The sequence below is a fragment of the Paracoccus subflavus genome (genome assembly GCF_004310345.1).
Taxonomy (GTDB): Bacteria; Pseudomonadota; Alphaproteobacteria; order Rhodobacterales; family Rhodobacteraceae; genus Paracoccus; species Paracoccus subflavus.
In genome coordinates this window covers 194,295-217,842 of the sequence record NZ_SISK01000001.1, presented here as the reverse complement: position 1 = coordinate 217,842, position 23,548 = coordinate 194,295, and the positions used below count along the sequence as shown (strand labels likewise).

Here is a 23,548-nt window from a genome sequence, read left to right as displayed (position 1 = left end):
GTCGGGCGATTTTCCATGAACAAGTCCGCTGGCCTTGGGCTTCTGGGATGAACGGGCGCTTGACCATGGTGCGCCGGGATGCTGGGGTGCTGCATAATTCAGGCGCGCCGGCAGTTCAACGCAGGCCGCACAATGCGGGACGGGAACAGTGCAGGGGGGTGACTATGGCCAAGGTGGCATTTCTGGGAATGGGCGTCATGGGTGCCCCGATGGCGGGCCATCTGGCCGCGGCCGGTCACAAGGTGACCGTGTTCAACCGCACAGTGGAAAAGGCCGTGGCCTGGTCTGAAAGGCATGGGGGTTCCTGGGCCGATACCCCGCGCAAGGCAGCCGAGGATGCGGATTTCGTGATGGTCTGCGTGGGCAATGACGACGATCTTCGCCAGGTCTGCCTGGGTGCCGACGGCGCCTTTGCAGGAATGAAACCGGGTGCGATTTTGGTCGATCATACCACCGTGTCGGCCGCCGTGACGCGTGAACTGGCCGAGTCGGCACGGTCCGCCGGATTGGGCTATGTGGACGCGCCGGTGTCGGGCGGGCAGGTGGGCGCCCAGAACGGACAGTTGTCCGTGATGTGTGGCGGGCCCATCGGGGATTACGATCGCGCCGCACCCATCATCGCCGCCTATGCCCGGATCTGCCGCCGCATGGGCGATACGGGGGCCGGCCAGATCACCAAGATGTGCAACCAGATCGCCATTGCCGGCCTGGTGCAGGGTCTTTCCGAATCGCTGGCCTTTGCGCGCAAGTCGGGCCTGGATATCGAGGAGGTGGTCGAGGTCATCAGTCAGGGCGCCGCGGCAAGCTGGCAGATGGTCAACCGCCACAAGACCATGAAGCAGGGCCATTTCGACCATGGTTTCGCGGTGGACTGGATGCGCAAGGATCTGGCCATCTGTCTGGCGGCCGCAGACGAGGTGGGGGCATCCTTGCCGGTCACGGCTCTTGTGGACCAATTCTACAAGGACGTGCAGCGGATGGGCGGCGGGCGCTGGGATACGTCATCGCTGATCGCGCGGCTGGGCTGACTTTCGTGCCTGCCGGATCTCGGCGCGTCTCAGCGCCGGTTCGGCACGGGACAGGGCTGCCTCCATCAAACCGGGAAAGCTGCCCGGCGGGATGTCCAGGATATCGGAATGCGCGGCGCAGACGGTGCGGACAGCATGCCAGGTGCGTGCGGTCCTGCGCGCCCAGTCCCGGAAATCACGCGCGGCACCCGGACGATCCTGCAACGCCTGCCCCAGCATGGGATGAAAGGTCAGCCGGGGCATGCGCAGCAGACGGCGCAAAAAACCGGGGATCGGCAGCACATTCAGGGTATCGTCCACATGCAGGCTGCCGCTGGCCGGGTGATAGGCCAGCAGCGATCCCGCGTGAACCCGCTCGTTCCGGCAGATATAGTCGATGCCGTCAGGCAAGGCGAAGGACAGGTCGGGAAAGCGCAGGGCCACGGCAGCCGATTCGACGTGATCGGGCTGCCACGGCAGGTCGGGCCATTTGCGGCGGTGGCGTTCTGACCCGAACAGCAGCGCATCGGGAAACCGGTCGTGCATCCATCGGCAGGACAGGGTGTGGAACGGGTGCAGGTTCAGAATTGCCTGGACCGCCCGCCCATTGTCTGTCAGCGCCATGACTTGCCGCGCGATGGGGTCGTCGAAGGCATAGGAATCGAGGAACACGAAGGCTCCGTTTGCCAGCCGGACCAGCGAACAATGCGTGCCGACATTCAGGACGCCTGCCATGCGCAGGTTGCCGCGAATGTTCCAGAATCCGTGGCCCAGGTCGATCATCTGTTCGGTCATCATGCCCCCGGCGGATTACCGTCGTTCCGGATAGCCAGACTTGCCTGCCTGCAAATCTCGCGCAAGGCGGGTTTCAGCCCTTCCTCGAGCGTGGGGTGATAGAAAGGCATGTTCAGCAGGTCGGCCGCGCTGGCGCCGTTCATGATGGCCAGAACCAGCAGATGCCCCAGGTGATCGGCGCCCGGAACGGCCAGGTCGGCGCCGATCAGGCGTCCGCGGGCATCGGCGCCCAGTCGCGCCATGCCCCCGGCCCGCGCCTCGACCTGGGCACGCCCTTGTCGCGAATAGTCCCGAAAGGCATTGATCGCACAGTCCTGGGGGGATGCGCCCACCGTCGCCACGGGCGGATCGGTAAAGGCGATGGCGAACATCGGGGGCCGGTCGATGGGCGACAGGTCCGGCCAGGTCGCGGCATTGGTTCCTGCGGTCGCGCCGTCCAGCGATGCCTCGTGCAGAACGGGGGCGTCAGCATCGGCATCACCGGCAATGAAAATGCAGGAATCGCCGCATTGCATGGTGGACCGGTCAAAGCGCGGAACGCCCTTGTCATTCAGATCCAGCCCGGTTTCGCTAAGGTTCAGGTCGTCCAGCGCGGGCCTGCGCCCGGTGGCGACCAGCACATGGCTGAAATCCTCCTGCCCGCCGTCCCAGGTCAGGCGGATGCCGTCAGGTAGCGGCGAGGGTTCGGGCGAACATCCCAGATGCAGGGTCACGTCGCCCGCGAACAGCGGCCCGAAGGCGTCGTGAACCTTGTCGCAGCGGATGCCGACCAGCCGGTCGCCCTTGTCGAACAGCGCCACCCTGACGCCCAGCCGCGCCATGGCCTGCGCCAGTTCCGCGCCAAGCGGGCCTGACCCGATGACCGCAAGATGGTCCGGCAGATCGTCCAAGGCGAAAATGGTATCGCTTGTCAGCACCCGGGGGCCGAGATCCCGGAACGCCTTTGGAACAACCGGGATCGAGCCGGTGGCGATCACGACGGATCGTGCCCCGACGGTTCGGCCATCGTCCAGTTCCAGACGGGTTCGTTCAAGGAACCGCGCGCGGGCGTCGATGCAGGTCTCGCCGGGCAGGGCCGTGTAGCTTTCCTTGGTCGCTGCGACAAATCGGTCGCGCTCTGCCCTGACCCGCGCCATGACGCGCCTGCCGTCGATCCGCGCAGGCCCGGCTTCGATCCCCATCACGCCTGCGCGGGCGATGTCGGCGGCTGCCTGGGCGGCGGCGATCAGCAGCTTGGACGGCATGCAGCCGGTCGTCGCGCACAGGGTTCCCTTGAACCCGTCGTCGATCAGCAGGGTCCGTGCCCCGGCCTTCCGGGCGGCCCGTTCGGCGGCAAGGCCGGCAGTGCCCGCGCCGATGATGGCCACATCGCAGGACAGGTCGGGGCGGGTGTCGGTCATGGCCATGCTCCTGTGGGACTGGCAACCCAACCGCAGGGACGGGTCAGGGTTCCGGTTCCGTCAGAACCATTGGCCCGGTTCCATCAGGCCCAGATCCATCAGTTGCTGGGAACGCCATTCAAAGCGATGCGAATTGGCCCAGCGAAAGCTGCTGATGGCGTCGCGCGAACCGGGATTGGTCGCCAAGGCCTTGGCCGCGCGAAAGGACGCGATCGCCGCCGTCAGGTTGTGATGCCAGGGGCAGGAATGGGTGTTGTATTCCTGAACGGAAAAGCGGTGATCGGCATCCATCCGCAATCCGCGGGCGGCGCGGAACAGTGCGATGCGGTTGATCCTGCGCCGTGCCGCTGGGACATGCTCCTCGAAACGCCAACGCAGGCCCCCGTGGAAGTCCAGTTCCCGTTCCAGCGGGATGCCGTCATCGCCCTTGCGACCCAGGGCGAAATATCCCGTGCAGTCGAACATCGCATCGGACAGGCTGACGCCATCGGGCGCGATGGTCAGATCGGGCGCATAGAGGTCCATGGCATAGCACAGCATGGCATCCCGGCGCTCTTCGGCATGAAAGGCCAGCAGCTCGCCCACACTGCGGGTTTCCGAAAAGGGGAAGAACAGGAATTCCGCGTTGAAGCAGACATACAGCCATGTGCCTGCGGGCACCGCCCGGATGATGGCGTTGACGCCGTCCTGACAGGCGCCCGGCTGGCGGCTGTGCCAAGCCACATTCGTGACATGCGCCGTCAGATCGCCGGGGATCTCCATCGGCTGGGCCGACAGGGCCAGCACATGGCGAAACCCCAGCCGGACATGGTGGCGCAGGGTTTCCGGTACGACGGCCCCGTCCTCGATCAGGATGATCGCAATCGGACCGCGCATCAGGACGGCAGGACGATTGCGCAGAAAGTCTTGCAAAGGCAAAAACGCCCTCACGGCATCACGGCCCTGACCTGATCCAGGGCCTGACGTAGCAGGTCGGGATCGTTTCCAGCGGTTTCGATCAGCCGTCGCAGGGTGGCCTTTTGCTGGTCGCTGATGGCCGCGGTGTCGATGATGCGACCGACCCTGTCGGCGTCGAATCCTTCGGGCGTCAAAAGGGCCTGGATCTGCGTCGCCGCGATGGCCGCGCCGGCGGCCTCGGTCGTGGCTGCCGCGGCATCCTGGGCAGCCGAGGCCGCGTCCCGTGCCGCCGCATCGGTCGTTCCGGTCTCTGCGGCTGCGGCGGCCTCGGCGGCGCGATCGGCGGCTTGCAGGGCGGCCTCGGCAGCGGCTTCGGCCTCGGCGGCGGCATCGCTGGCGGGGGCGACGCTGGCCTCTTGCGACGCCTGTGCAGCCTCGGCCGCCACATCGGCCGCAATCGCCGCCGCATCGGCGGCAGCGTCGGCGGCGGCCTCGGTCGCGACCGCGTTGGCCTGCGCGGTTTCGGCTGGGGGCTGTTCCGGAATCGGCCCGGCGGGCTGGCGTTGCCCGATCCACCAGACGCCAAGGCCCACGGCAAGGATCGCAACAAAAGCCAAGAGAATGCGCATGGCGGGATTATCCTTTCAGATCGCTCAGGACGGTATGACACAGCTCGGACACGTGGAAAAGTCAGCCATCAGGCAGGTCAACCATGCGTTTCCGGGGCACGCTGCTGCAAATCCGGTTGAATCACGCCGTCTTGAGGCTTATTTTCCGTCCATTCCGATTTGGCCATCAAGGAGCATCGCCATAGCCCGTCGACCCCATAACGCACCGCCCACCCGCGACACCGGCCCCCGCGTCAACGAACGCATCCGTGTGTCGGAAATCCGTCTGATCGGCCCTGATGGCGAAAATGTCGGCGTCGTGCCGCCGTCGGTCGGGCTGCAGATGGCGCAGGACGCCGGGTTGGATCTGGTGGAGATTTCCCCGAACGCCGCTCCGCCCGTCTGCAAGGTCATGGATCTGGGCAAGTTCAAATACGAACAGCAGAAACGCGAAGCCGAAGCGCGCAAGAAACAGAAGATCATCGAGATCAAGGAGATCAAGTTCCGTCCCGGAACCGACACCCACGATTACGATGTCAAGATGCGCTCGGTGATGAAGTTTCTGGGCGAAGGCGACAAGGTCAAGGTCACGCTGCGGTTTCGCGGGCGCGAGATGGCCCATCAGGATCTGGGGCTTGAGCTGTTGAACCGGGTCAGGGACGACGTGGGCGAGGCCGGCAAGATCGAAGCCATGCCCAAGCTGGAAGGCCGGCAGATGGTCATGATGATTGCCCCCAGATAGGGGCTTTTGCAAGAAGACCGCGTCGGCAGGGGCCGCGCGGTCTTTTATCCTACAGGCGTCCTGCCATCAGTCGCTGACGGATCACGGCCTGATCGTTTCGAATCATTCCGGGAATCAGGAACAGGTCGACAAATGCCCACAGGCAAACGGCGGCAATAGGCACCCAGCCGATCAGGATCGGCGCCGTCAGCCAGCCCATCCCCCACATCGCCAGCATCAGCAGCCCGCTCATCCAGCGACCCAGATACATGCGATGCACGCCAAAGCCCCAAAGCAGGATCGCCAGCAGATAGGCAACAATCTGGGACTTCGATTCGTTTGCGATCCGCTGTTCGATCAGCAGTTGCTGCTGGACTCGGTCGGACAAGAACATCTCCTTCGCGTTTGACGGATCATCGCGCCGTCGCGACGATAGATAGGATCGCCGAGGCCCGGAACAAGGGTATCGGTCCTTCTTGGCGCTTGACCATTCCCCCGGGGATCGGTTCAAGGCGGAAACCGCCCCGATGCGATACGGAAACACCGCGCCATGAAATTCACCCTGTCCTGGCTCAAAGAGCATCTCGAAACCTCTGCTACCGTGGACCAGATTGCCGAGGCGCTGACGGATATCGGCCTCGAGGTCGAGGAGGTTCGCGATCCCGCAGCCGGATTGGGCGCCTTTACCCTGGCCCGCGTGATGTCAGCCGAACAGCATCCCGATGCCGACCGCCTGCGCGTATGCCGTGTCCTGACGGACGAGGGCGAAAAGCAGATCGTCTGTGGGGCGCCCAACGCGCGGGCGGGTATCACCGTGGTGCTGGCCAAGCCCGGAGATTACGTCCCAGGCATCGACGTGACCCTGGGCATCGGCAGGATCCGCGGTGTCGAAAGCCACGGCATGATGGCGTCCGAACGGGAACTGGACCTGTCCGAGGAGCATGACGGCATCATCGAACTGCCCTCGGGCGAGGTGGGCGAGCGGTTCGTGGACTGGCTGGCTGCCAATGACCCCGCCAAGGTCGATCCGATGATCCACATCAAGATCACCCCCAACCGCCCTGATGCCCTGGGGGTTCGGGGCATTGCCCGCGACCTTGCGGCTCGTGGGCTCGGCACGCTGAGGCCGCTGGAGGATGTCGTGGTGCCCGGACAGTTTGCCTGTCCCCTGGCAGTATCGATCGACCCGGCCATCGCGGACAAGGCACCGTATTTCGCCGGCCGGGTCATCCGGGGCGTCGTGAACGGTCCGTCGCCCGACTGGCTGAGGTCGCGCCTCAGGTCCATCGGCCTTCGCCCGATCAACACGCTTGTCGATATCACCAACCTGTTCACCCATGACTTGAACAGGCCGCTGCATGTCTTTGACATGGCAAAGGTATCCGGTGATCTTAAGGTGCGTCCCGCCCGCGCGGGCGAGGAAATTCTTGCGCTCGACGGCAAGACCCATTCCCTGTCCGAAGGCACGATGGTGATCTCCGACGACCATGGCCCGGAAAGCATCGCCGGCATCATGGGAGGCGAGCATTCCGGCTGCTCGGACGCAACCACCGATGTTTTCCTGGAAAGCGCTTTCTGGAACCCCATCGCCATCGCGTCCGCCGGCCGCGCGCTGAGGATCAACAGCGATGCGCGCTATCGCTTTGAACGAGGCGTCGATCCGGCCTTTGCACGACCCGGACTGGAACACGCGACCCGGATGATCCTTGATCTCTGCGGGGGGGAGGCCTCGGATGTCGTCGAGGCGGGCGCTGTGCCCGATACCGCGCGAGCCTATCGCTTGGATACCGCCCGCACCGCGCGTCTCGTAGGGTTGGACATTCCTGCGGAAACCCAGCGCAAGACCCTGACCGATCTGGGGTTTCGCCTGGATGGCGATATGGCCCATGTGCCATCCTGGCGCCCCGATATCCTGGGCGAGGCCGATCTGGTCGAGGAAATCGCCCGCATCGCCAGCCTGTCCCGATTGCAGGGCCAGCCGCTGCCGCGGCCCAGGCCCGGCGTGCCGCGGCCCGTGCTGACTGCCGTGCAGGTCCGCGAAAGATCTGCGCGCCGCCAGGCCGCGGCCCTGGGCTATAACGAATGCGTCACCTACAGCTTTATCGACCACGCATCGGCTGCCCTGTTCGGCGGCGGTTCCGAAAAGGTTCTGATCGAAAATCCCATCAGCAGCGAGATGACGCATCTTCGTCCCGATCTGCTGCCCGGCCTTCTGTCGGCTGCTGCACGCAATCAGGCACGGGGTTTTGCCGACCTTGCGTTGTTCGAATTGGGCCCTGTTTTCGCAGGCGGAGAGCCAGGCGATCAGGCAACGCAGATCGCAGGCCTGATGGTCGGGCATACTGCCCCGCGCGATCCCTTTGGCAGCCGTCGCAGGGTCGATCTTTATGATGCCAAAGCCGATGCGGAAAGCATCCTGGCCGCCATCGGCGCGCCGGCCAAGGCCCAGATCACCCGCAGGCTGGACCCGTGGTGGCATCCCGGGCGGGCAGGGACCATCGCGCTGGGTGCGAACGCGCTTGCGACCTTTGGCGAGTTGCATCCCCGCGTGCTGCGCGCATTCGATGTAAAGGGGCCCGCCGTGGCCTTTACGGTCAGGATTGCGAACGTTCCGCTTGCCAAGGTCCGCAGTACAACACGTCCCGCCCTCGGGGCATCCGAATTGCAGCCGGTCGAGCGTGATTTCGCCTTTGTGGTCGATGCCCATGTCGAGGCGCTGACCCTTGTCAACGCCGCGGCCGTAGCCGACAAGGCCCTGATCGACAGGGTTTCGGTCTTTGACGAGTTCACCGGTCTTGAAGACGGCCGAAAATCCATTGCCATCACCGCGCGCCTGCAACCGCGCGACAAGACCCTGACGGATGCTGAAATCGAGGCGGTCGGTCAGAAGATCATCGACAAGGTCGGAAAGGCCACCGGAGGCACCCTGCGCGCCTGATCTTCGTTCGGCGCCCCCGGATGGCGGCCGAAACCCCGGACATGCCGGGCGCAGAGTCACTCCTGTTGCCGCAGCTCGGCAATCACGAACAGGCGCAGGGCCGTTGCCAGGCCGACTTCAGGCGGGCGGGCATGGTCGATCTGGCCGATCAATTGCGCCCGTGTGATGCCCCGTGCCTGCGCCGCCTCTGCCATGCCGCGCCAGAACGCATCCTCGAGCGAAACCGAAGTCCGGTGCCCGTCGATCATCACCGACCGCTTGATCGGCGGCGTCATGGACGGCAGGTCAATCATCGGCAGGAGGATCGTCGCGGCGATGGGCATCCAGGGCACGGGCGGCGCGGTCGGCCTCGGCCTGGCGGGCGTCGCGCGCGGGTTTCGCTTCGCCGAATTTCGCGGCATTGGCATCGCCCGCCGCGCGTTTTGCATCGCGATGGTGTTGCTTGCGGGCTTGTCGCAGGTTTATGATCTTGGTCATGCGGGTCCAGGACAAGAAGGGCGCGTTCATCATACCGCGCGCCCGCCGGATCCGGTCAAGCCACGTTCAATCCCTGGGACCGATCATGTCCTCGGGGCGCACGACACGATCAAAGGTTTCGGCATCGACAAGGCCAAGGTTGATCGCCTCCTCGCGCAGGGTGGTGCCGTTCTTGTGGGCCGTCTTGGCCACCTTGGTCGCATTGTCGTAACCGATGGTCGGCGCCAGGGCCGTCACCAGCATCAGCGATTCCTTCATCAGCCTGTCGATCCGGGCGACGTTCGCCTGGGTGCCCACAACCATGTTGTCCGTGAACGATCCCGCCGCGTCGCCCAGAAGCTGCATGGATTGCAGGACGTTATAGGACATCATCGGGTTATAGACGTTCAGTTCGAAATGGCCCTGCGACCCGGCAAAGCCGACTGCCGCGTCGTTGCCCATCACATGCGCGCAGACCATGGTCAGCGCCTCGGCCTGCGTGGGGTTGACCTTGCCCGGCATGATCGACGATCCCGGCTCGTTTTCCGGCAGGATCAGTTCGCCCAGGCCCGAACGCGGCCCCGATCCCAGCAGGCGCATGTCGTTGGCGATCTTGAACAGCGAGGCCGCGACGGTCTTCAAGGCACCCGAGAACATGACCATCGCATCATGCGCGGCCAGGGCCTCGAACTTGTTGGGTGCTGTCACGAAAGGCAGGCCGGTAATCTCGGCGATCTCGGCCGCGATGGCGGTGTCCCAGCCCTTTTTCGTGTTCAGCCCGGTGCCGACCGCGGTGCCGCCCTGCGCCAGTTCGTAGATGTCGCCCAGGCAGGCCTTGACCCGTTCGATTCCCTTGGCGACCTGATGGGCATAGCCGCCGAATTCCTGACCCAGCGTCAGCGGCGTCGCGTCCTGCGTGTGGGTGCGGCCGATCTTGATGATGTTCTTGAATTCCTGGGCCTTGGCGTCCAGGGCCGCATGCAGCTTTTCCAGTCCGGGGATCAGCGTGTCGCGCGCCATCATGCCGATCGCGACATGCATCGCGGTGGGAAAGGTATCGTTCGACGATTGGCCCATGTTCACATGGTCGTTTGGATGGACAGGCTTCTTGCTGCCCAGTTCGCCGCCCAAGATCTCGATCGCGCGGTTCGAGATGACCTCGTTGGCGTTCATGTTCGACTGCGTGCCGGAGCCCGTCTGCCAGACGACAAGGGGAAAATGGTCGTCAAGCCTGCCCTCGAACACTTCGGTCGCGGCCTGTTCCATGGCCTTGCCGATGGCGGGGTCCAGATCGCCGTTGATCTGGTTCACCCGCGCCGCTGCCAGCTTGATCGCGCCAAGCGCGCGGATGATCGCCACCGGCTGGCGTTCCCAGCCGATGGGAAAGTTCCGGATCGACCGCTGCGTCTGCGCCCCCCAATACTTGAGGGCATCAACCTCCAGCGGGCCGAAGCTGTCGGTTTCGGTGCGGGTCTTGGTCATGGAATGGCTCCCTCACGGTCGTGCGGGGGTTCTAGCCACCATGCGGCTCGCGTGCAATCGGTATGCGACGGTATTCTGACCATGACCCGCAAGTGGACAGGTCTATTGCCCCGTTTCCCAACCGTATTGCGAAAAGATTCGCTGTCCCTCGGTCGATGTCAGAAAGGCGATGAAGGCGTCGGCATCGTCGTCCGAATGGATCGTCGTGACCACGGAAACCGGACGGTAGATGCGATATTCGGGTTCGATCTCGACAAGGTCGGCAACATCGGGGTTGGCGATCTGCCAGATGTTCCAGATCAGCCACGCGTCGATACTCTGGTCGCTGGCCCAAACGTCCTTTGCTGCGGCGCTGTTCGGGGGTTCGGGAAAGATCAGGTTCGTGCGCAGCGCCTGCACGTCAGCGATGCGTCCCGCCCGTCCCGCGATGTCTTCCCACAAGCCGGTCTGGCCGGCGCCGCCCACCGTCATCACTTTCATGTCCGGCTTCAGCAGATCGGCAAACCCGGTAATGCCCTCGGGATTGCCCTTGCGCACAAGAATGGCCGAAGGACGCAGATAGATCGGTCGGGCCTCGGCCATGTCGAAAAGGCCCGGCATGGCCGTGGCATAGCCCGGCAGCATGTTTTCTGCACCGCTGAAGATGATGTCGGCATCCTTTGCGGCATCCTCGGCCCACTTGCCGGTGGGACCGGCCACAACTTCGACCTTGATGCCGTTGGCCTCGGAATAGGCTTTGGCCGCAGCGGTCATCGCAGGGGCGGGACCGCCGGGTCCATAGAGTTTGACAAGATCGTCGGCCGAGGCGCCTGTTGCCGCCAGGGCAAGCGATGCGATCGCTGCAGCCAGATGGGTAAAATGCATGAGGTTTCCTTTTCACGAAGGAACCGCCGACGGACGTCTGTCGTCGATGCCGGTCGGAACATGAGGTGAATGTCTGGTCTGGGCGATGGTTCCCGACGGGTCTGACGCCAGATCACCGCATTCGCGCGACCAATCGTCGCAGGCCGATTGTCCCGTCGTTGTAGACCCTGGCGGCGTCGGCTGGCCCTCGGTCAGTTTCAGCCGGATCGGACGGCCCTCGGCATCGACACGCGCAGGAATCTTGGTGGTCAGGCCGGCGCGCGAGCGACCCATGCAACAGGATCGCTGGTCTTTTTTTGGCCGTTGGCGGCGTGCTGGTGAACCCCGATCGAGGACGGGTCGATCATCTGCACGTCGCCGTCGCAAGCGGCTGATACCGCTTCGAGAATGCGCACCCAGTGGCCAGCCCTGCGCCACCGGTTGAAGCGGTTTACGCAGGTCGTGTGCGGACCGTAGCGCGCCGGACTGTCGGCCCATGGCGCACCCGTTCAAAGCCCCAGAAGATGCCGTTCGGGACCTTTCGGTCATCGCGCGCGGCACCCCGCGCACCTTCGTGGGAAGCCGCGGCTGGATCACAGACCACTCGAAATCCGTCAGATCGAAACGCGCCATGATCGCCTCCTGCCGACTGCAGGGAAGGAATCACAATAGGTTTCGATTGGGAAGCCCGTCTATGGGTATGTAACATAGGGCAGGCCCCTTGCGAGCCCTCCGAAACCCAGGAAGCTTGCTCAGGGTCGCGACGCTGGAAAACCGTCCCTGCATAGGCCAGGCAGCGAACTTGCTGAAGCGTCGGCGACAGCATTTCACCTCTCCTTGAGTCTTGCCTCAGCCCGCCTCCTTGGCGATGACGCTTTCCATTTCTGGCGCAACGACGAACCTCCAGGCCCTTCGCGGACCGGCCATGACGTTGAGATAGTACAATTCAAAGCCGTGGGGCGCGGCGCAGGGGTGGTGGCCGCGCGGGACCAGCACCACCTCGCCATCCCTGACGACGATCACCTCGTCCAGCGACCCGTCGTCGGTATAGACCCTCTGGACGCCCCATCCGTTCGGAGGGTTCAGGCGGTGGTAATAGGTTTCCTCCAGATAGGTGATGCGAGGAAAGTCGTCCTCGTCATGGCGGTGGCTTGGGTAACTGGACCAGTTGCCCGCAGGCGTGAAGACCTCGGTCACCAGCAGGCTGTCGCACCAGTCCTCGGCCTCCATGGCGATGTTGTTGATCCAGCGGGTGTTCGACCCTGTGCCCCTTTGCATCAGGGCGATGCCGTCGGGTCCGATCCGCCGCGCGCCATGCCCGCCCCGTCCGGGCGCGGTGCAGACGGCGAGGGTGCAGTCGGTCGTGGCCTCGGCCCGCCAGTCCTGGCCGTCGGGGACATAAAGGCAATGCGGCGGGGTCTTTTCGAAGACGTCCATGCGGTCGCCCAATTCGCCCCAGTCCCGGTCGGCAGCGTGGATGCGCGCGCGGCCCTCGACCATCACCAGGATCGCCTCGTTGTCGCCCGTGGCCTCGGCCGCCGTTTCGCCCGGCCGCAGGCGATAGAGCGAGAAGCCCACATAACGCCACCCCGCCGATTGCGGCGTGATCCGATGCACCTCGCCATGGGTGCCGAAGGGCTTGCGAAGAAGATGGCTCATCGGGCCTGCTCCTGCTTTGGACGTTAGGTTAGATATCGCGGGGTCCGGGGCAGCGCCCCGGCCTTCGCCGCCGTCAGGCCGCCGCTGCGCGGTCCAGCCCCGCCTCGGCTGCCGCAGCCTTCAGCGACTTCAGCCCCAGGGCCTGGTATTCCAGCGGGTTGCGCAAGTCGGGATCCTGTTCGGCTTCGATCACAAGCCAGCCGTCGTATCCGGCCTCGGCCAGGATGCGCAACAGGGGCACGAAGTCGATGGCGCCCTCCGGGTCGCCCGGCACGGTAAAGGCGCCGGCGAGGACGCCCTGCAGGAAGGACAGGTTCTCGGCCCGCACCCGCTGCGTTACCGCGCGCCGAATATTCTTGGCGTGGAAATGCGCTACACGTCCCGCGTGCCGGCGCAGCACGGCCTCGGGGTCGCCGCCGCCAAAGGTGCAGTGGCCCGCGTCGAACAAAAGATGCGTGGCAGGTCCGGTCGCCGCCATGAAGGCGTCGATCTCCTCGGGCGATTCGACCACCGTGCCCATGTGGTGATGATAGGCCAATGTGATGCCTTGGGACGCCATGTAGGCCGCGAATTCCTCGACTTTGGCGCCGAACCCGGCCATCTCGGCGGGCGTCAGGCGGGGGCGGTCGTTCACGGCCACGTCGGGGCTGCCATGCACGGTATTGGAACACTCGCAGGCGATGCAGACGGTGCAGTCGTTTGCTTTCAGCTTGGCCAGATGCGGCTGGACCGCCGCGATCTCGTCCTCGACCGATCCGGCCAGCAGGTTCGTCGAATACCAGCCCGAGATGTACTGGAGGCCATAGCGGCCGAGCAGGTCTTTCAATGCCTGGGGGTCGTCGGGCCAGCGGTGGCCGTTCTCGATGCCGTCGAAACCGATCACCTCGCCCGCCTCGCGCAGGATCTGTTCGGTCGGAATATGGGCGCCGATCGTCTGGTCGTCGTCATTGGCCCAGGCGATGGGGTTGGTGCCATAGCGGATCATGGGTGCTTTCCTCAGTTCACCAGCCGCGCACGGGCGGCGTTTTCCAGATAGGTCGTGTAGGCCTCGCGCAGGCGGGGGGTGTCGCCCACTTCGGGGACGGCCACGTCCCACCAGTGCCCGGCCTCATGTGTCAGCCCGTGGGCCGGTCCGTCCTTGGCGGTGGTGTCGATCACGATCACCGTGGGGATGTCGCGCCCCCGCGCGGCGGCGATCTGCCCCTCCAGCTCGGCGATGCTGCCCGCCTTGACCGCGTGTGCGCCCATGGACCCCGCATGGGCCACATAGTCGATGCGGGGCTGGTCGGCGACGTTGCAGTCCACATACATGTTGTTGAACGGAACGCCGCCCGATACCTGCTGAAGGCGGTTGATGCAGCCATAGCCCCGGTTGTCGGTCAGCACGACCGTGAAGGGGATGCGCCGCATCACCGCCGTCGCCAGTTCGCTGTTGGCCATCATGTAGCTGCCGTCGCCCACAAAGCAGATCACCTCGCGGTCGGGGGTGGCCAGCTTGATGCCCATGGCGCCCGCGACCTCGTAGCCCATGCAGGAATAGCCGTATTCCATGTGATATCCGCCTTGGGCGGGCTGCCACAACAGCTTCAGCGCACCGGGCATGGTGCCTGCGGCGCACATGGCGATGGCGTCGGGGGCGGCGCGCTGCACGGCGCCGATCACCTGCGCGTCGCTGGGCAGGTCATTCCCCGGCGCGGGCGCGGCGCAATGGGCATCGACGGCATCCAGCCAGTCGGCGCGCGGTGCGGGGTCGAAGGCCGCCTTGTGATCGCCCAGCAAGGTCGTCAGCTTCTCAAGCGCCACGCGCGCATCGGCCACCAGCGATACCCCACCATGCTTGGCCGCGTCATAGGGCTGCACGTTGATCGCCACCAGCTTCGCATTGGGCGCGAACATCGTCCGCGACCCGGTGGTAAAGTCCTGCAAGCGCGTGCCGACGCCGATCACCAGATCCGCGTCCCGCAGCACCGCATTGGCTGCCGCCGACCCATCCACGCCGGATGCGCCAAAGTTCATCGGGTCGGACTGCGCCAGCGCCGACTTGCCCGCCTGCGTCTCGGCCACCGGGATGCCGTGGCGTGCGGCAAAGGCGGACAGCGCGGCTTCGGCGCCTGAATAGATCACGCCCCCGCCCGCGATGATGGCGGGCCGTTTCGCGGCGCGCATCATGCCCGCCACCTGGGCCAGTTCCTGCGCGTCGGGTTCAGGGCGGCGGATGCGCCAGACGCGGGGTTTGAAGAAGGCCTCGGGCCAGTCCCAGGCTTCCGCCTGGGTGTCCTGGCAGAAGGCCAGGCAGACCGGGCCGCAGTTGGCCGGATCGGTCATCACCCGCAGCGCGCGGGGCAGGGCGGTCAGCAATTGCTCGGGCCGCTGGATGCGGTCGAAATAGCGTACCACCGGACGGAAGCAGTCGTTGGCCGAAACCGTGCCGTCGTCGAAATCCTCGACCTGCTGCAAGACCGGGTCCGGGCGGCGGCTGGCAAAGACATCGCCCGCGATGAACAGGACCGGCAAGCGGTTCACATGGGCAAGCGCGGCGGCCGTCACCATGTTGGTCGATCCCGGCCCGATTGAGGCGGTCACGGCATGGGCGCGGCGGCGCGCGCTTGCCTTGGCATAGGCAATCGCCGCATGTGCCATGGTCTGTTCGTTCTGGCCCCGCCAGGTCGGGAAGGCGTTGCCGATGCCGTGCAGCGCCTCGCCGATGCCCGCGACGTTGCCGTGGCCGAAGATGGCCCAGCAGCCCTCGATAAAGCGTTCGCCGTCCTCGGTCATCTGGACCGACAGCCAGCGGATCATGGCCTGCGCGGCCGTCAATCGGATCGTTGCGCTCATCTTTGTTCCTCTTGTGTGATCTGCCAGATGCAACGCCCGTCGCCCATGCCCAGGGGACGGTTCATGCCGCCACCCGTGCCCCGGCCCGCGCCTTGTCCCACAGGCCGCACAACCGGCCGTATCGCCGGGCCATCTCGGCCACCGCCTCGTCGTCGGTCAGATCGCCGTCCAGCCAGGCCCGCGCCACCGCGCCGAAGATCGTGCGCCCCACCGCGAAACCCTTGACCAGCGGAAAGCCCGCCGCGACGGCGAAGCTGTCCTTCAGTTCCGCCTCGGGCGCATCCAGGCCCAGCACCACGATGCCGCGGGTATGAGGGTCATTCTCCTCGATGGCGGCGATGGCCTTGCGCCAGGCCACCGGCGAGACCATCGGCTCCAGCTTCCACCAGTCGGGATAAATCCCTGCCGCATAGAACTGCCGGATCAGGGTGGCGGTGGTCTCGTTGTCGACGGGTCCGACCTTGGAGGGGATGATCTCCAGCAGGAACTCCAGGTCGTTGCGGCGTGCGGCCTGGAACAGGCGCTTGACCGTCTCCTCCTGCCCCGCCCGCATAGCTGCGTCGTCGGCGGGGTGGCAGAAGCACAAGACCTTCACGACGTTCTCGCGCGCCCATCCTTCCAGGCCCCCGCAATCGTCGCCCAGTTCCGGTTCCAATTCCAGGGGCCGCGATCCGGGCCATTCCGCGGGCCGGCCAATCCACAGGCCGGTGCCGGATGCCGCGTGCAGCGCGTCGCGCCCGATCCGGTTGTCGCACAGGATGCCATGGCCGGGCTGGCCCGCCTGGACCTGCAAGGCGGCCTTCAGGCACAGGTTCTTGAAGGCTCCGCCCCGTTCGGGGGTGTATCCCGCCATGTCCTCGAGCTGCATCCGGTGATCGAAGGCGAAGACCCGCATCGTCGACCAGTCGCCGCCGGTGCGCCGGTGGCGGTTGGTGGCCCAGTGGACCTGCTCCAGTTCGGGGTCGTTGCGCAGATCGGGCCGCACCACGCCGCGTTTCAGGAAGAATTCCAGTTCCGCGAGGCTGGGATAGGCGGGCGTGCAGCCGTGGCGGGAAACCGCCAGGGCACCGCAGGCATTGGCGTATTCGAGCGTCTTGGGCCATGGCTCGTCGTCCAGCCAGCCCTTCATCAGCCCGGAAAAGAAACCGTCGCCCGCCCCCAGCACGTTGAAGACCTCGATGGGAAAGCCTGGTCCCGCCTCTCCTTCGTCAAGCATGTCGGGGATGGCGCCGGTAAAGGCCACCGCGCCCGCAGCACCGCGCTTGCAGACCAGCGTGGCATCCGTCACCCCCCGCACCACGCGCAGGGCGGCGACCGTGTCGGTCGACCCGCCGGCAATGTGGAATTCCTCCTCGGTTCCCACGATCAGGTCGAAGAAATGCAGCGTCCCTTGCAGCTTGGCCGTCACGGCCGCGCTTTCGACAAAGCGGCTTTCGCCCGCGCCATGTCCCGCCAGACCCCACAGGTTCGGGCGATAGTCGATGTCCAGCGCCGTCCGCGCCCCGTGCTTGCGGGCCAGATCAAGCGCCTTGATGACGGCGGCCTCGGTGCGGGGATGGGACAGATGCGTGCCGGTGGCCAGGACCGCGCGGGCATCGGCGATCAGGGCTTCGTCGATGTCGTCCTCGCACAGCGCCATGTCGGCGCAGTCGCTGCGATAGAAGATCAGCGGGAACTGTTCCTGATCGCGGATCCCCAGGATCACCAGGGCGGTCAGCCGGTCTGGATCGGTCTTGACACCCCGCACGTCCACGCCTTCGCGCGCCAGTTGTTCGCGGATGAAGCGGCCCATGTGCTCGTCGCCGACGCGCGTGATCAGCCCCGAGCGCAGCCCCAGCCGCGCCGTCCCGCAGGCGATGTTGGTCGGGCTTCCGCCGATATACTTGCGGAACGACCCCATGTCTTCCAGCCGTCCGCCAACCTGCGCGCCGTAAAGATCGATGCTGGAACGGCCGATGGTGATCAGGTCAAGGGATTTGGTCATCGGATCGGTCCTTGTCTTTGGGATCAAAGCTGCGCGGAAACAAAGGCCATGCTGGTCTTCAGCGCGCCCTTGGGATCGGCGGCCTCATGCACCTCGGGGGCGAAGGGTTCGAAGCTGAACGGGCCGTCATAGCCCGCGTCCAGCAGCGCCCGGATCTGCGGCAGGTTTTCCAGCCGGTCCGCACCGTCCACCAGCACCCGGTGCGCGTCCAGCATGTCCGCCACCGCCACGTCCGGGTCGGTCACGCCCGAAATGTGGACAAGCCCGGTCCAGTCCGGGAAGAACTCGGTCTCGCCCGCCAGATGATGATGGAAGGTGTCGTGCATCAGCTTGTAGGTGCCGGTGGCCCCCGCCGCCTCGATGGCGCGGATCGCCTCGGGCTTGGTTCGCAGGGACGAGATCGGGAAGCCCAGCGGTTCGACCAGACCGATCAGCCCGCGCGTGTCCAGGATCGTCTTCATGGCCGTCAGCGCGCCGACCAGGCTGTCGAAGGCGACCGGCGTGCCGTCGTTCAGCGGGCACATGACCAGGGCCTTGGCCCCGCAGGCGGCGGCGTAATCGGCCATCGCCTCGGCCCGCGCGGGCAGGGCGCCCTCCCAGACGTTGAAGGGATACAGCGCGTTGATCGACGCGATGGTGACGCCTGCCTTCTCGGCCTCGGCCTTCACGTCCTCGGGGCGCCACGCGGACAGCACGTCGGGCAGGTCGTTGCGGATCTCGACCTCGGTCACGCCCAGGTCGCGGGCCGCGGCGAAGAAGTCGGGCAGCGACAGGGTGGGCGCGGCGATGTGGTTCAGGGCAAAGCGCATGGGGTCAGCCTTGAGTGTAAAGGTCGGGACGGTCGGGATAGGTGATGGCGATGGCCTCGCCCTCGGCTTCCTGCGCCCGGACGCAGGCGTCGGACGCGACGGCCGCCATGTAGCCGTCCCAGGCGGTCGGGCCGGATGCGGTGCCCTGCGCGGCAGCCTTCAGGAAATCCTGCAATTCCACATCGTAGGAGGCGACGAAGCGGTCCTTCCAGTCGGTCAGGATCGGATTTTGCAGGCTGGCATTCAGCCGCATCCGGATCGCCATGGGTTCGGGCAGGGACGCCACGCCATCCTCGCCCACGACCTGACACTGGATGTCGTAGCCATAATGGCAGTTCACGAAAATTTCCGTGTTGATGACCACGCCCTTGGCGGTCGTCAGCGTGACGATCTGCGGGTCGCGCAGTTTCGCATGTGTGCGGGCGCAGGACCGGGGAAAGGTCACGCGGGCCGACACATAGTCGTCCTCCAGCAGCCAGCGGAACACGTCGATCTCGTGGATCAGCGTGTCGTGGATCGCCATCGGCGTGGTGTATGCTTCCGGCACGGTGGGGTTGCGATGCGCGGCATGGACCATGATCGGGGCGCCGGTCTGGGATAGCGCCGCCTTCAGCGCGACATAGCCTTCGTCATAGCGGCGCATGAAGCCGACCTGCACCAGGCGCCTGCCGTGCGCCACCTCGGCATCGACGATGCGCTTGGCGCCTTCGGCGGTCGTGGCCAGCGGCTTTTCACAGAAGCAGGGCTTGCCGGCGGCGATGGCGGCCAGGACGTATTGTTCATGCGTGGCGCCCCAGGACGTGACCAGGACGGCGTCCACATCGGTGCTGGCGATCAGGTCTTCGCCCGTGTCGAACACCGTGGCCTCGGGGGCGATGTCGGCGCGGACGGCCTCGGCGGATGCGCGGTTCACGTCGGACAGCGCGGTGATGGTGCCGCCGGACAGCACCTGCTGGATGCGCCGCGCGTGGTCGCGGCCGATGGCTCCGGTGCCGATGACACCAATTCTGACGGTCATTTCAGGATCTCACTTCCAGTATTTTTCGACGTATCGTTTGGTTTCCGACAGCATGAAGCGGGCGCTGTCCTCGGCCCGGTCTTCCCAGGCAAAGACGCAGTTCGACAGCACGCCGTCGAACTTCATGTCGGCCAGGGTGGCGAAGAAGCTGTCCCAGTCGATCTCGCCCTGGCCAAAGTCGGTGTGCTGGTGGACGCGCACCTTGGAACCCGGCGGGTTGACGATGTAGCGCAGTTGCGACGACTTGGTGTGGTCATAGGTGTCGGCCAGCCGGACGTGTTCCAGATACCCTTCGGTCGCACGCAGGTTCGCCACCATGTCCGGCCCGTAAAAGAACGTATGCGGCGCGATGAAGGATGCGCGCACCCTGGGCGAGTTGATGGTGCGGATGATGTCGACGGCGGGGGCGATCTCCTCCAGCCAGTCCTCGGGGTGGGCTTCCAGCGACAGGGTGATGCCCTCGCGTTCCAGGATCGGCACCAGCACGTCCATGGACCGGAAGAACGCGCCCTCGCAGGTTTCAGGGCGGTGGAGGCCGGATCGGTCGTTCAGGCTGCGGTCGGGGCTGCCGCCGCGGCCGAACTCGCTGACGAACAGCGGGCATTCCAGTTCCACCGCGAACTCGATGGCGCGCTTCCAGTTGTCGATCGCCACCTCCCATTCGTCGGGATAGGGGCTGGCCCAGCGATACATCGGCTGGATCGAGGCCAGGCCCACCTTGTTGTCGCGCAGCGCCTGCTTGAAGGACTTGATCCGTTCCGGGTAAAGCTTCGGCCGCGTCCACCAGGAAAAGAAGTCCGGGCGGGGCGACATTTCCACATGGTCATAGCCAAGCTCGGCCACCTTGCGGACGGTATCCTCCAGCGACAGGTGGCGGATCATGTGCGGGTCGAGGGTGTGTTTCATCGGGCGTCTCTGGGAAGGGGGGCAGGGGCCGGGCGGGGTGGGGAGGAGAAGACGCCCCGCCCGGCAAAGGCCGGTTACATCTGGTAATCGGCCATGCTGGCGGGCGTGACCGGCTCGAACGGGATCCCGTGTTCGGCCTCGACCTGTCTGCCTTGGCCGGTGGTGGCGGCCAGGGCCTGCGCGGCGCCGATGGTCATTTCGTCGTTGTTGGCGACGATGGCGTCGAATTCCAGGCCCGCCGTCATCCAGGACGTGACCCGATCCTGCGCCTGCACGCGGTTCCAGTTGGCGACCTGCTTTTCGATGATCTGGATCGGGCAGTCCGGCTGGGCAAAGGCATCCTCGACCGACAGGGTGACGCCTTGGGTTTTTCCGGCTTCGGACCGGATGCCGTCCAGCAGGATCGTCAGGAACGGGCTGTCGAACGAGGTCATGGTGACGCCGATCTGCGTGTCGGCCAGGGCCGGGACGGCCAGCGACAGGCACAGGGCGGTGGTGGCGGTCAGTCGGATCATCGCGGTTTCCTTGTCGGACAGGGGGAAGGGGGCGGCCCGCAGCAGGGGCCGCGCCGATGGATCAGCTTGTCTTGCGGCGCTTGTTCTGACGATGGACATCGGCCACCACGGCGGCAACGACGATCGCGCCCTTGATCATTTCCTGGTAATAGGCGTCGAGCCGCAGGAACGTGAAACCCGAGATGATGACCCCGAAGATGACCATCCCGATGGCTGTACCCAGGATCGATCCGCGCCCGCCGTTCAGCGACACGCCCCCGATCACCGCCATGGCGATGGCGTCCAGTTCGTAGGCCAGGCCCATGCCTGCCTGTGCGGTCTGGCCGCGGGCGGCGACCACCATCCCGGCCAGGGCGGCCAGCATCGCGGCGATCACATAGACCTTGACCAGATGGCGTTCCACGTCGATGCCCGACACGCGGGCGGCCTGGGCGTTGGCGCCGATGGCATAGGTGAACTTGCCATAGCGGGTGTATTTCATCGCGACGTGGAAGATCGCGGCGACCAGGATGAAGATGACGACCGGCATCATCCCGCTGCCGATCCAGGCGAAGCCTTCGGTCGGAAAGCTGACCGGCTGGCCCTTGGTGTACCACTTGGCGAACCCGCGCACCGTGACCATCGTGCCCAGCGTGGCGATGAAGGGCGGGATCTTGGTATAGGCGATCAGCCAGCCGTTGATCAGCCCCACGATGGCCCCGCAGCCAAGCCCGATCAGCAGCGGCACGATCATCGGCAGGTCGGTCAGCCCCGGATAGACCGCGCGGGCATAGGTGGAAACCTGGGCGAACGACATGGCGACCATCGCCACCGCGCCCACGACGGACCCCGAGGACAGGTCGATCCCGCCCGAGATGATGACCTGCGTCACCCCCACGGCGATGATGCCGATGACCGAGACCTGCAGGATCATGATCTTGAGGCGGTTCCAGGAAAACAGGAAGGACTGTCCCTGGAAGATCCAGCCCAGGATCTCGAACACGACGGCGATGCCGATCAGGACCAGAAGGATGTTCACTTCCGAAGGCAGCTTGCGCTGCGTGCGCGGGGCGCGGGCGGTGATGTCTTGGCTGCTCATGCGAATGGTTCCCTTACTTCGCCGCAAGCGACATGATCTTGACCTGATCCGCCTCATCGCGGTTCAGAAAGCCCGACACATGGCCCTCGTGCATGACCATGATGCGGTCGGACATGCCCAGCACCTCGGGCAGTTCCGAGGAGATCATCAGGACCGCCACGCCCTGCGCGGCCAGTTCGGTGATCAGGCGGTGGATTTCGGATTTCGCGCCCACGTCGATGCCGCGCGTGGGTTCGTCCAGGATCAGGATCCGCGGCTTGGTCAGCAGCCAGCGGGCGATCAGCAGCTTCTGCTGGTTGCCGCCCGACAGGTTTTCCACGGTCTCCTGAAGGTTCGGGGTCTTGATGCGCAGGGTGCGGGCCATGTCCTCGGCCAGGCGGTTGACCTCGGCCTGCTGGACGAAGCCGTTCCTGACATGGCTGCGGGTGATCAGCGCAGACTGGATATTTTCAAGGCAGTCCAGCGTCAGGAAGCAGCCGGTTTCCTTGCGGTCCTCGGTCAGGAACGCCATGCCATGCGCCATCGCCTGCGCAGGATTGGCGACGGTGACGGGCTTGCCGTCGATCAGGATCTCTCCGCTTTCCGCAGGATGGACGCCGAACAGCGCCTCGGCCACGTTAGACCGCTTGGACCCGACCAGACCCGCCAGGCCCAAAATCTCGCCCCGCCGCAGGGAAAAGGACACGTCGTGGTAGACGCCGGGCAGGGTCAGGTTCCGCACCTCCAGAATCGTGTCGCCGATGGGGCAATCGACCTTTGGAAACATGTTGGTGATCTCGCGCCCGACCATCATGCGGATGATGTCGTCGCGGGTCACGTCGGATGCGTTGTGGGTGCCCACGTACTTGCCGTCGCGGAAGACGGTGAATTCGTCGGCGATCTCGAACAGTTCGTTCATCTTGTGGGTGATGTAGACGATGCCGATGCCGCGTTCGCGCAGGTCGCGGATGATGGCGAACAGGTGGTCGACCTCTCGTTCGGTCAGGGCGCTTGTCGGCTCGTCCATGATCAGCACGTCGGAATTGTGGCTCACCGCCTTGGCGATCTCGACCATCTGCTTTTGCGCGACGGTCAGTTCGCTGACCTGTACGGTCGGGTCGAGCCCGATGTTCAACCGGGCGAACAGGTCGGCGGTCATCTGCGCCATCTTCGCGTGGTCGATCAGGCCCAGGCGGTTCTTGGGTTCGCGGCGAATCCAGATGTTTTCCGCCACCGTCATCCAGTTCATCAGCGCCAGTTCCTGGTGGATCATCGAGATCCCCTGCTCCAGCGCGTCCAGCGGCGATCTCAGGGCGACGACCTGGCCCCGCAGCCGGATTTCGCCCGCGTCGGGCTGATAGACCCCGGCGATGATCTTCATCAGCGTGGACTTGCCTGCGCCGTTCTCGCCCATCAGGGCGTGGACCGTGCCGGGGCGAATGCGCAGTTGCACGTCGTCAAGCGCCAGCACGCCGGGGAATTCCTTGCGGATGCCGCTGATCGACAGAACGCCTTCGCGGTCGATTATGGCCTTCACGCGGTCGATCGCCGCGGCCGTCCTGGCACTGACCATCGCTTGTCCTCCGGTCGGGGAAAGGGTGCCGGGGCAGGCCGCCCC

The 23,548-nt window shown here is 65.4% G+C and carries 22 protein-coding genes and 1 pseudogene; 3 read left to right on the top strand and 20 right to left on the bottom strand.

Annotation, left to right across the window (positions count from 1 at the left end):
* The first annotated feature begins 47 nt into the window (after nucleotides 1-47).
* Complete coding sequence (locus EYE42_RS01125) at nucleotides 48-1,028, top strand: NAD(P)-dependent oxidoreductase (protein ID WP_342772683.1); 981 nt, start codon at nucleotides 48-50, stop codon at nucleotides 1,026-1,028.
* Here the strand turns inward: EYE42_RS01125 and EYE42_RS01120 are convergent.
* From EYE42_RS01120 to EYE42_RS01105, 4 genes are read right to left on the bottom strand one after another with little or no spacing between them, the layout of a single operon-like run.
* On the bottom strand, nucleotides 1,002-1,802 hold the full coding sequence (locus tag EYE42_RS01120) for an MBL fold metallo-hydrolase (protein ID WP_130989469.1): 801 nt from the start codon (nucleotides 1,800-1,802) through the stop codon (nucleotides 1,002-1,004). The two genes, EYE42_RS01125 and EYE42_RS01120, sit on opposite strands and share 27 nt — an antisense overlap.
* A complete protein-coding gene (locus tag EYE42_RS01115) occupies nucleotides 1,802-3,202 on the bottom strand; it encodes a dihydrolipoyl dehydrogenase (RefSeq protein ID WP_211657879.1) in 1,401 nt (466 codons plus the stop codon). The genes EYE42_RS01120 and EYE42_RS01115 overlap by 1 nt, the downstream gene beginning before the upstream one ends.
* Before the next feature lie 60 nt (nucleotides 3,203-3,262).
* Nucleotides 3,263-4,078 carry a glycosyltransferase family 2 protein gene (locus EYE42_RS01110; RefSeq protein ID WP_130989467.1) on the bottom strand — a complete coding sequence of 272 codons (816 nt, stop codon included), beginning with the start codon at nucleotides 4,076-4,078 and terminating at the stop codon, nucleotides 3,263-3,265.
* A 50-nt stretch (nucleotides 4,079-4,128) separates the two neighbouring features.
* Nucleotides 4,129-4,728 carry a hypothetical protein gene (locus tag EYE42_RS01105; RefSeq protein ID WP_246020538.1) on the bottom strand — a complete coding sequence of 200 codons (600 nt, stop codon included), beginning with the start codon at nucleotides 4,726-4,728 and terminating at the stop codon, nucleotides 4,129-4,131.
* On the opposite strand from EYE42_RS01105, the gene infC reads away from it, so the two are divergent.
* Complete coding sequence (gene infC / locus EYE42_RS01100) at nucleotides 4,721-5,449, top strand: translation initiation factor IF-3 (RefSeq protein WP_246020537.1); 729 nt, start codon at nucleotides 4,721-4,723, stop codon at nucleotides 5,447-5,449. The two genes, EYE42_RS01105 and infC, sit on opposite strands and share 8 nt — an antisense overlap.
* A 49-nt stretch (nucleotides 5,450-5,498) precedes the next feature.
* On the opposite strand, the gene EYE42_RS01095 is transcribed toward infC, so the two are convergent.
* Entirely contained in the window at nucleotides 5,499-5,816 is a 318-nt protein-coding gene (locus tag EYE42_RS01095; protein ID WP_246020536.1) for a TM2 domain-containing protein, read from the bottom strand.
* Nucleotides 5,817-5,978: 162 nt separating this feature from the next.
* Between EYE42_RS01095 and pheT the strand changes: the two genes are divergently transcribed.
* Nucleotides 5,979-8,366, top strand: coding sequence for a phenylalanine--tRNA ligase subunit beta (pheT, locus tag EYE42_RS01090; RefSeq protein ID WP_130989465.1), 2,388 nt, complete (start codon nucleotides 5,979-5,981; stop codon nucleotides 8,364-8,366).
* A 56-nt stretch (nucleotides 8,367-8,422) separates the two neighbouring features.
* Here pheT and EYE42_RS01085 read toward each other — a convergent pair whose 3' ends face one another.
* The 15 genes and pseudogenes from EYE42_RS01085 to EYE42_RS01015 all read right to left on the bottom strand — a co-directional run bounded on the left by EYE42_RS01085 (nucleotide 8,423) and on the right by EYE42_RS01015 (nucleotide 23,503).
* Nucleotides 8,423-8,641 (bottom strand): ribbon-helix-helix domain-containing protein, encoded by a 219-nt coding sequence (locus tag EYE42_RS01085; protein ID WP_246020535.1) that lies wholly within the window; start codon nucleotides 8,639-8,641, stop codon nucleotides 8,423-8,425.
* A 10-nt stretch (nucleotides 8,642-8,651) separates the two neighbouring features.
* On the bottom strand, nucleotides 8,652-8,843 hold the full coding sequence (locus EYE42_RS01080; protein ID WP_130989463.1) for a DUF4169 family protein: 192 nt from the start codon (nucleotides 8,841-8,843) through the stop codon (nucleotides 8,652-8,654).
* A 66-nt stretch (nucleotides 8,844-8,909) separates the two neighbouring features.
* The gene (gene fumC / locus EYE42_RS01075) at nucleotides 8,910-10,304 is read right to left on the bottom strand and encodes a class II fumarate hydratase (protein ID WP_130989462.1); all 1,395 of its coding nucleotides are present in this window, start codon (nucleotides 10,302-10,304) and stop codon (nucleotides 8,910-8,912) included.
* Nucleotides 10,305-10,406: 102 nt separating this feature from the next.
* Nucleotides 10,407-11,168, bottom strand: coding sequence for an extracellular solute-binding protein (locus EYE42_RS01070; protein ID WP_130989461.1), 762 nt, complete (start codon nucleotides 11,166-11,168; stop codon nucleotides 10,407-10,409).
* 180 nt (nucleotides 11,169-11,348) lie between these two features.
* Nucleotides 11,349-11,780: pseudogene (locus EYE42_RS16260) on the bottom strand (IS5 family transposase); the annotation flags it as partial.
* Nucleotides 11,781-11,996: 216 nt separating this feature from the next.
* A complete protein-coding gene (gene iolB / locus EYE42_RS01060) occupies nucleotides 11,997-12,806 on the bottom strand; it encodes a 5-deoxy-glucuronate isomerase (RefSeq protein WP_130989460.1) in 810 nt (269 codons plus the stop codon).
* A 73-nt stretch (nucleotides 12,807-12,879) separates the two neighbouring features.
* On the bottom strand, nucleotides 12,880-13,791 hold the full coding sequence (gene iolE, locus EYE42_RS01055; RefSeq protein WP_130989459.1) for a myo-inosose-2 dehydratase: 912 nt from the start codon (nucleotides 13,789-13,791) through the stop codon (nucleotides 12,880-12,882).
* Between the two features lie 11 nt (nucleotides 13,792-13,802).
* Nucleotides 13,803-15,641, bottom strand: coding sequence for a 3D-(3,5/4)-trihydroxycyclohexane-1,2-dione acylhydrolase (decyclizing) (iolD, locus tag EYE42_RS01050; protein WP_130989458.1), 1,839 nt, complete (start codon nucleotides 15,639-15,641; stop codon nucleotides 13,803-13,805).
* 61 nt (nucleotides 15,642-15,702) lie between these two features.
* Nucleotides 15,703-17,625 (bottom strand): bifunctional 5-dehydro-2-deoxygluconokinase/5-dehydro-2-deoxyphosphogluconate aldolase, encoded by a 1,923-nt coding sequence (locus EYE42_RS01045; RefSeq protein ID WP_130989457.1) that lies wholly within the window; start codon nucleotides 17,623-17,625, stop codon nucleotides 15,703-15,705.
* A gap of 23 nt (nucleotides 17,626-17,648) precedes the next feature.
* The gene (locus tag EYE42_RS01040) at nucleotides 17,649-18,434 is read right to left on the bottom strand and encodes a TIM barrel protein (RefSeq protein WP_130989456.1); all 786 of its coding nucleotides are present in this window, start codon (nucleotides 18,432-18,434) and stop codon (nucleotides 17,649-17,651) included.
* A gap of 4 nt (nucleotides 18,435-18,438) precedes the next feature.
* The gene (locus EYE42_RS01035; protein ID WP_130989455.1) at nucleotides 18,439-19,452 is read right to left on the bottom strand and encodes a Gfo/Idh/MocA family protein; all 1,014 of its coding nucleotides are present in this window, start codon (nucleotides 19,450-19,452) and stop codon (nucleotides 18,439-18,441) included.
* Between the two features lie 9 nt (nucleotides 19,453-19,461).
* Nucleotides 19,462-20,358, bottom strand: coding sequence for a sugar phosphate isomerase/epimerase family protein (locus EYE42_RS01030; RefSeq protein WP_130989454.1), 897 nt, complete (start codon nucleotides 20,356-20,358; stop codon nucleotides 19,462-19,464).
* A 74-nt stretch (nucleotides 20,359-20,432) separates the two neighbouring features.
* Nucleotides 20,433-20,873, bottom strand: a complete 441-nt coding sequence (locus tag EYE42_RS01025) for a type 1 periplasmic-binding domain-containing protein (RefSeq protein ID WP_130989453.1) — start codon at nucleotides 20,871-20,873, stop codon at nucleotides 20,433-20,435.
* 61 nt (nucleotides 20,874-20,934) lie between these two features.
* Nucleotides 20,935-21,951, bottom strand: a complete 1,017-nt coding sequence (locus EYE42_RS01020) for an ABC transporter permease (RefSeq protein WP_130989452.1) — start codon at nucleotides 21,949-21,951, stop codon at nucleotides 20,935-20,937.
* A 13-nt stretch (nucleotides 21,952-21,964) separates the two neighbouring features.
* A complete protein-coding gene (locus EYE42_RS01015) occupies nucleotides 21,965-23,503 on the bottom strand; it encodes a sugar ABC transporter ATP-binding protein (protein ID WP_130989451.1) in 1,539 nt (512 codons plus the stop codon).
* Nucleotides 23,504-23,548 lie beyond the last annotated feature (45 nt).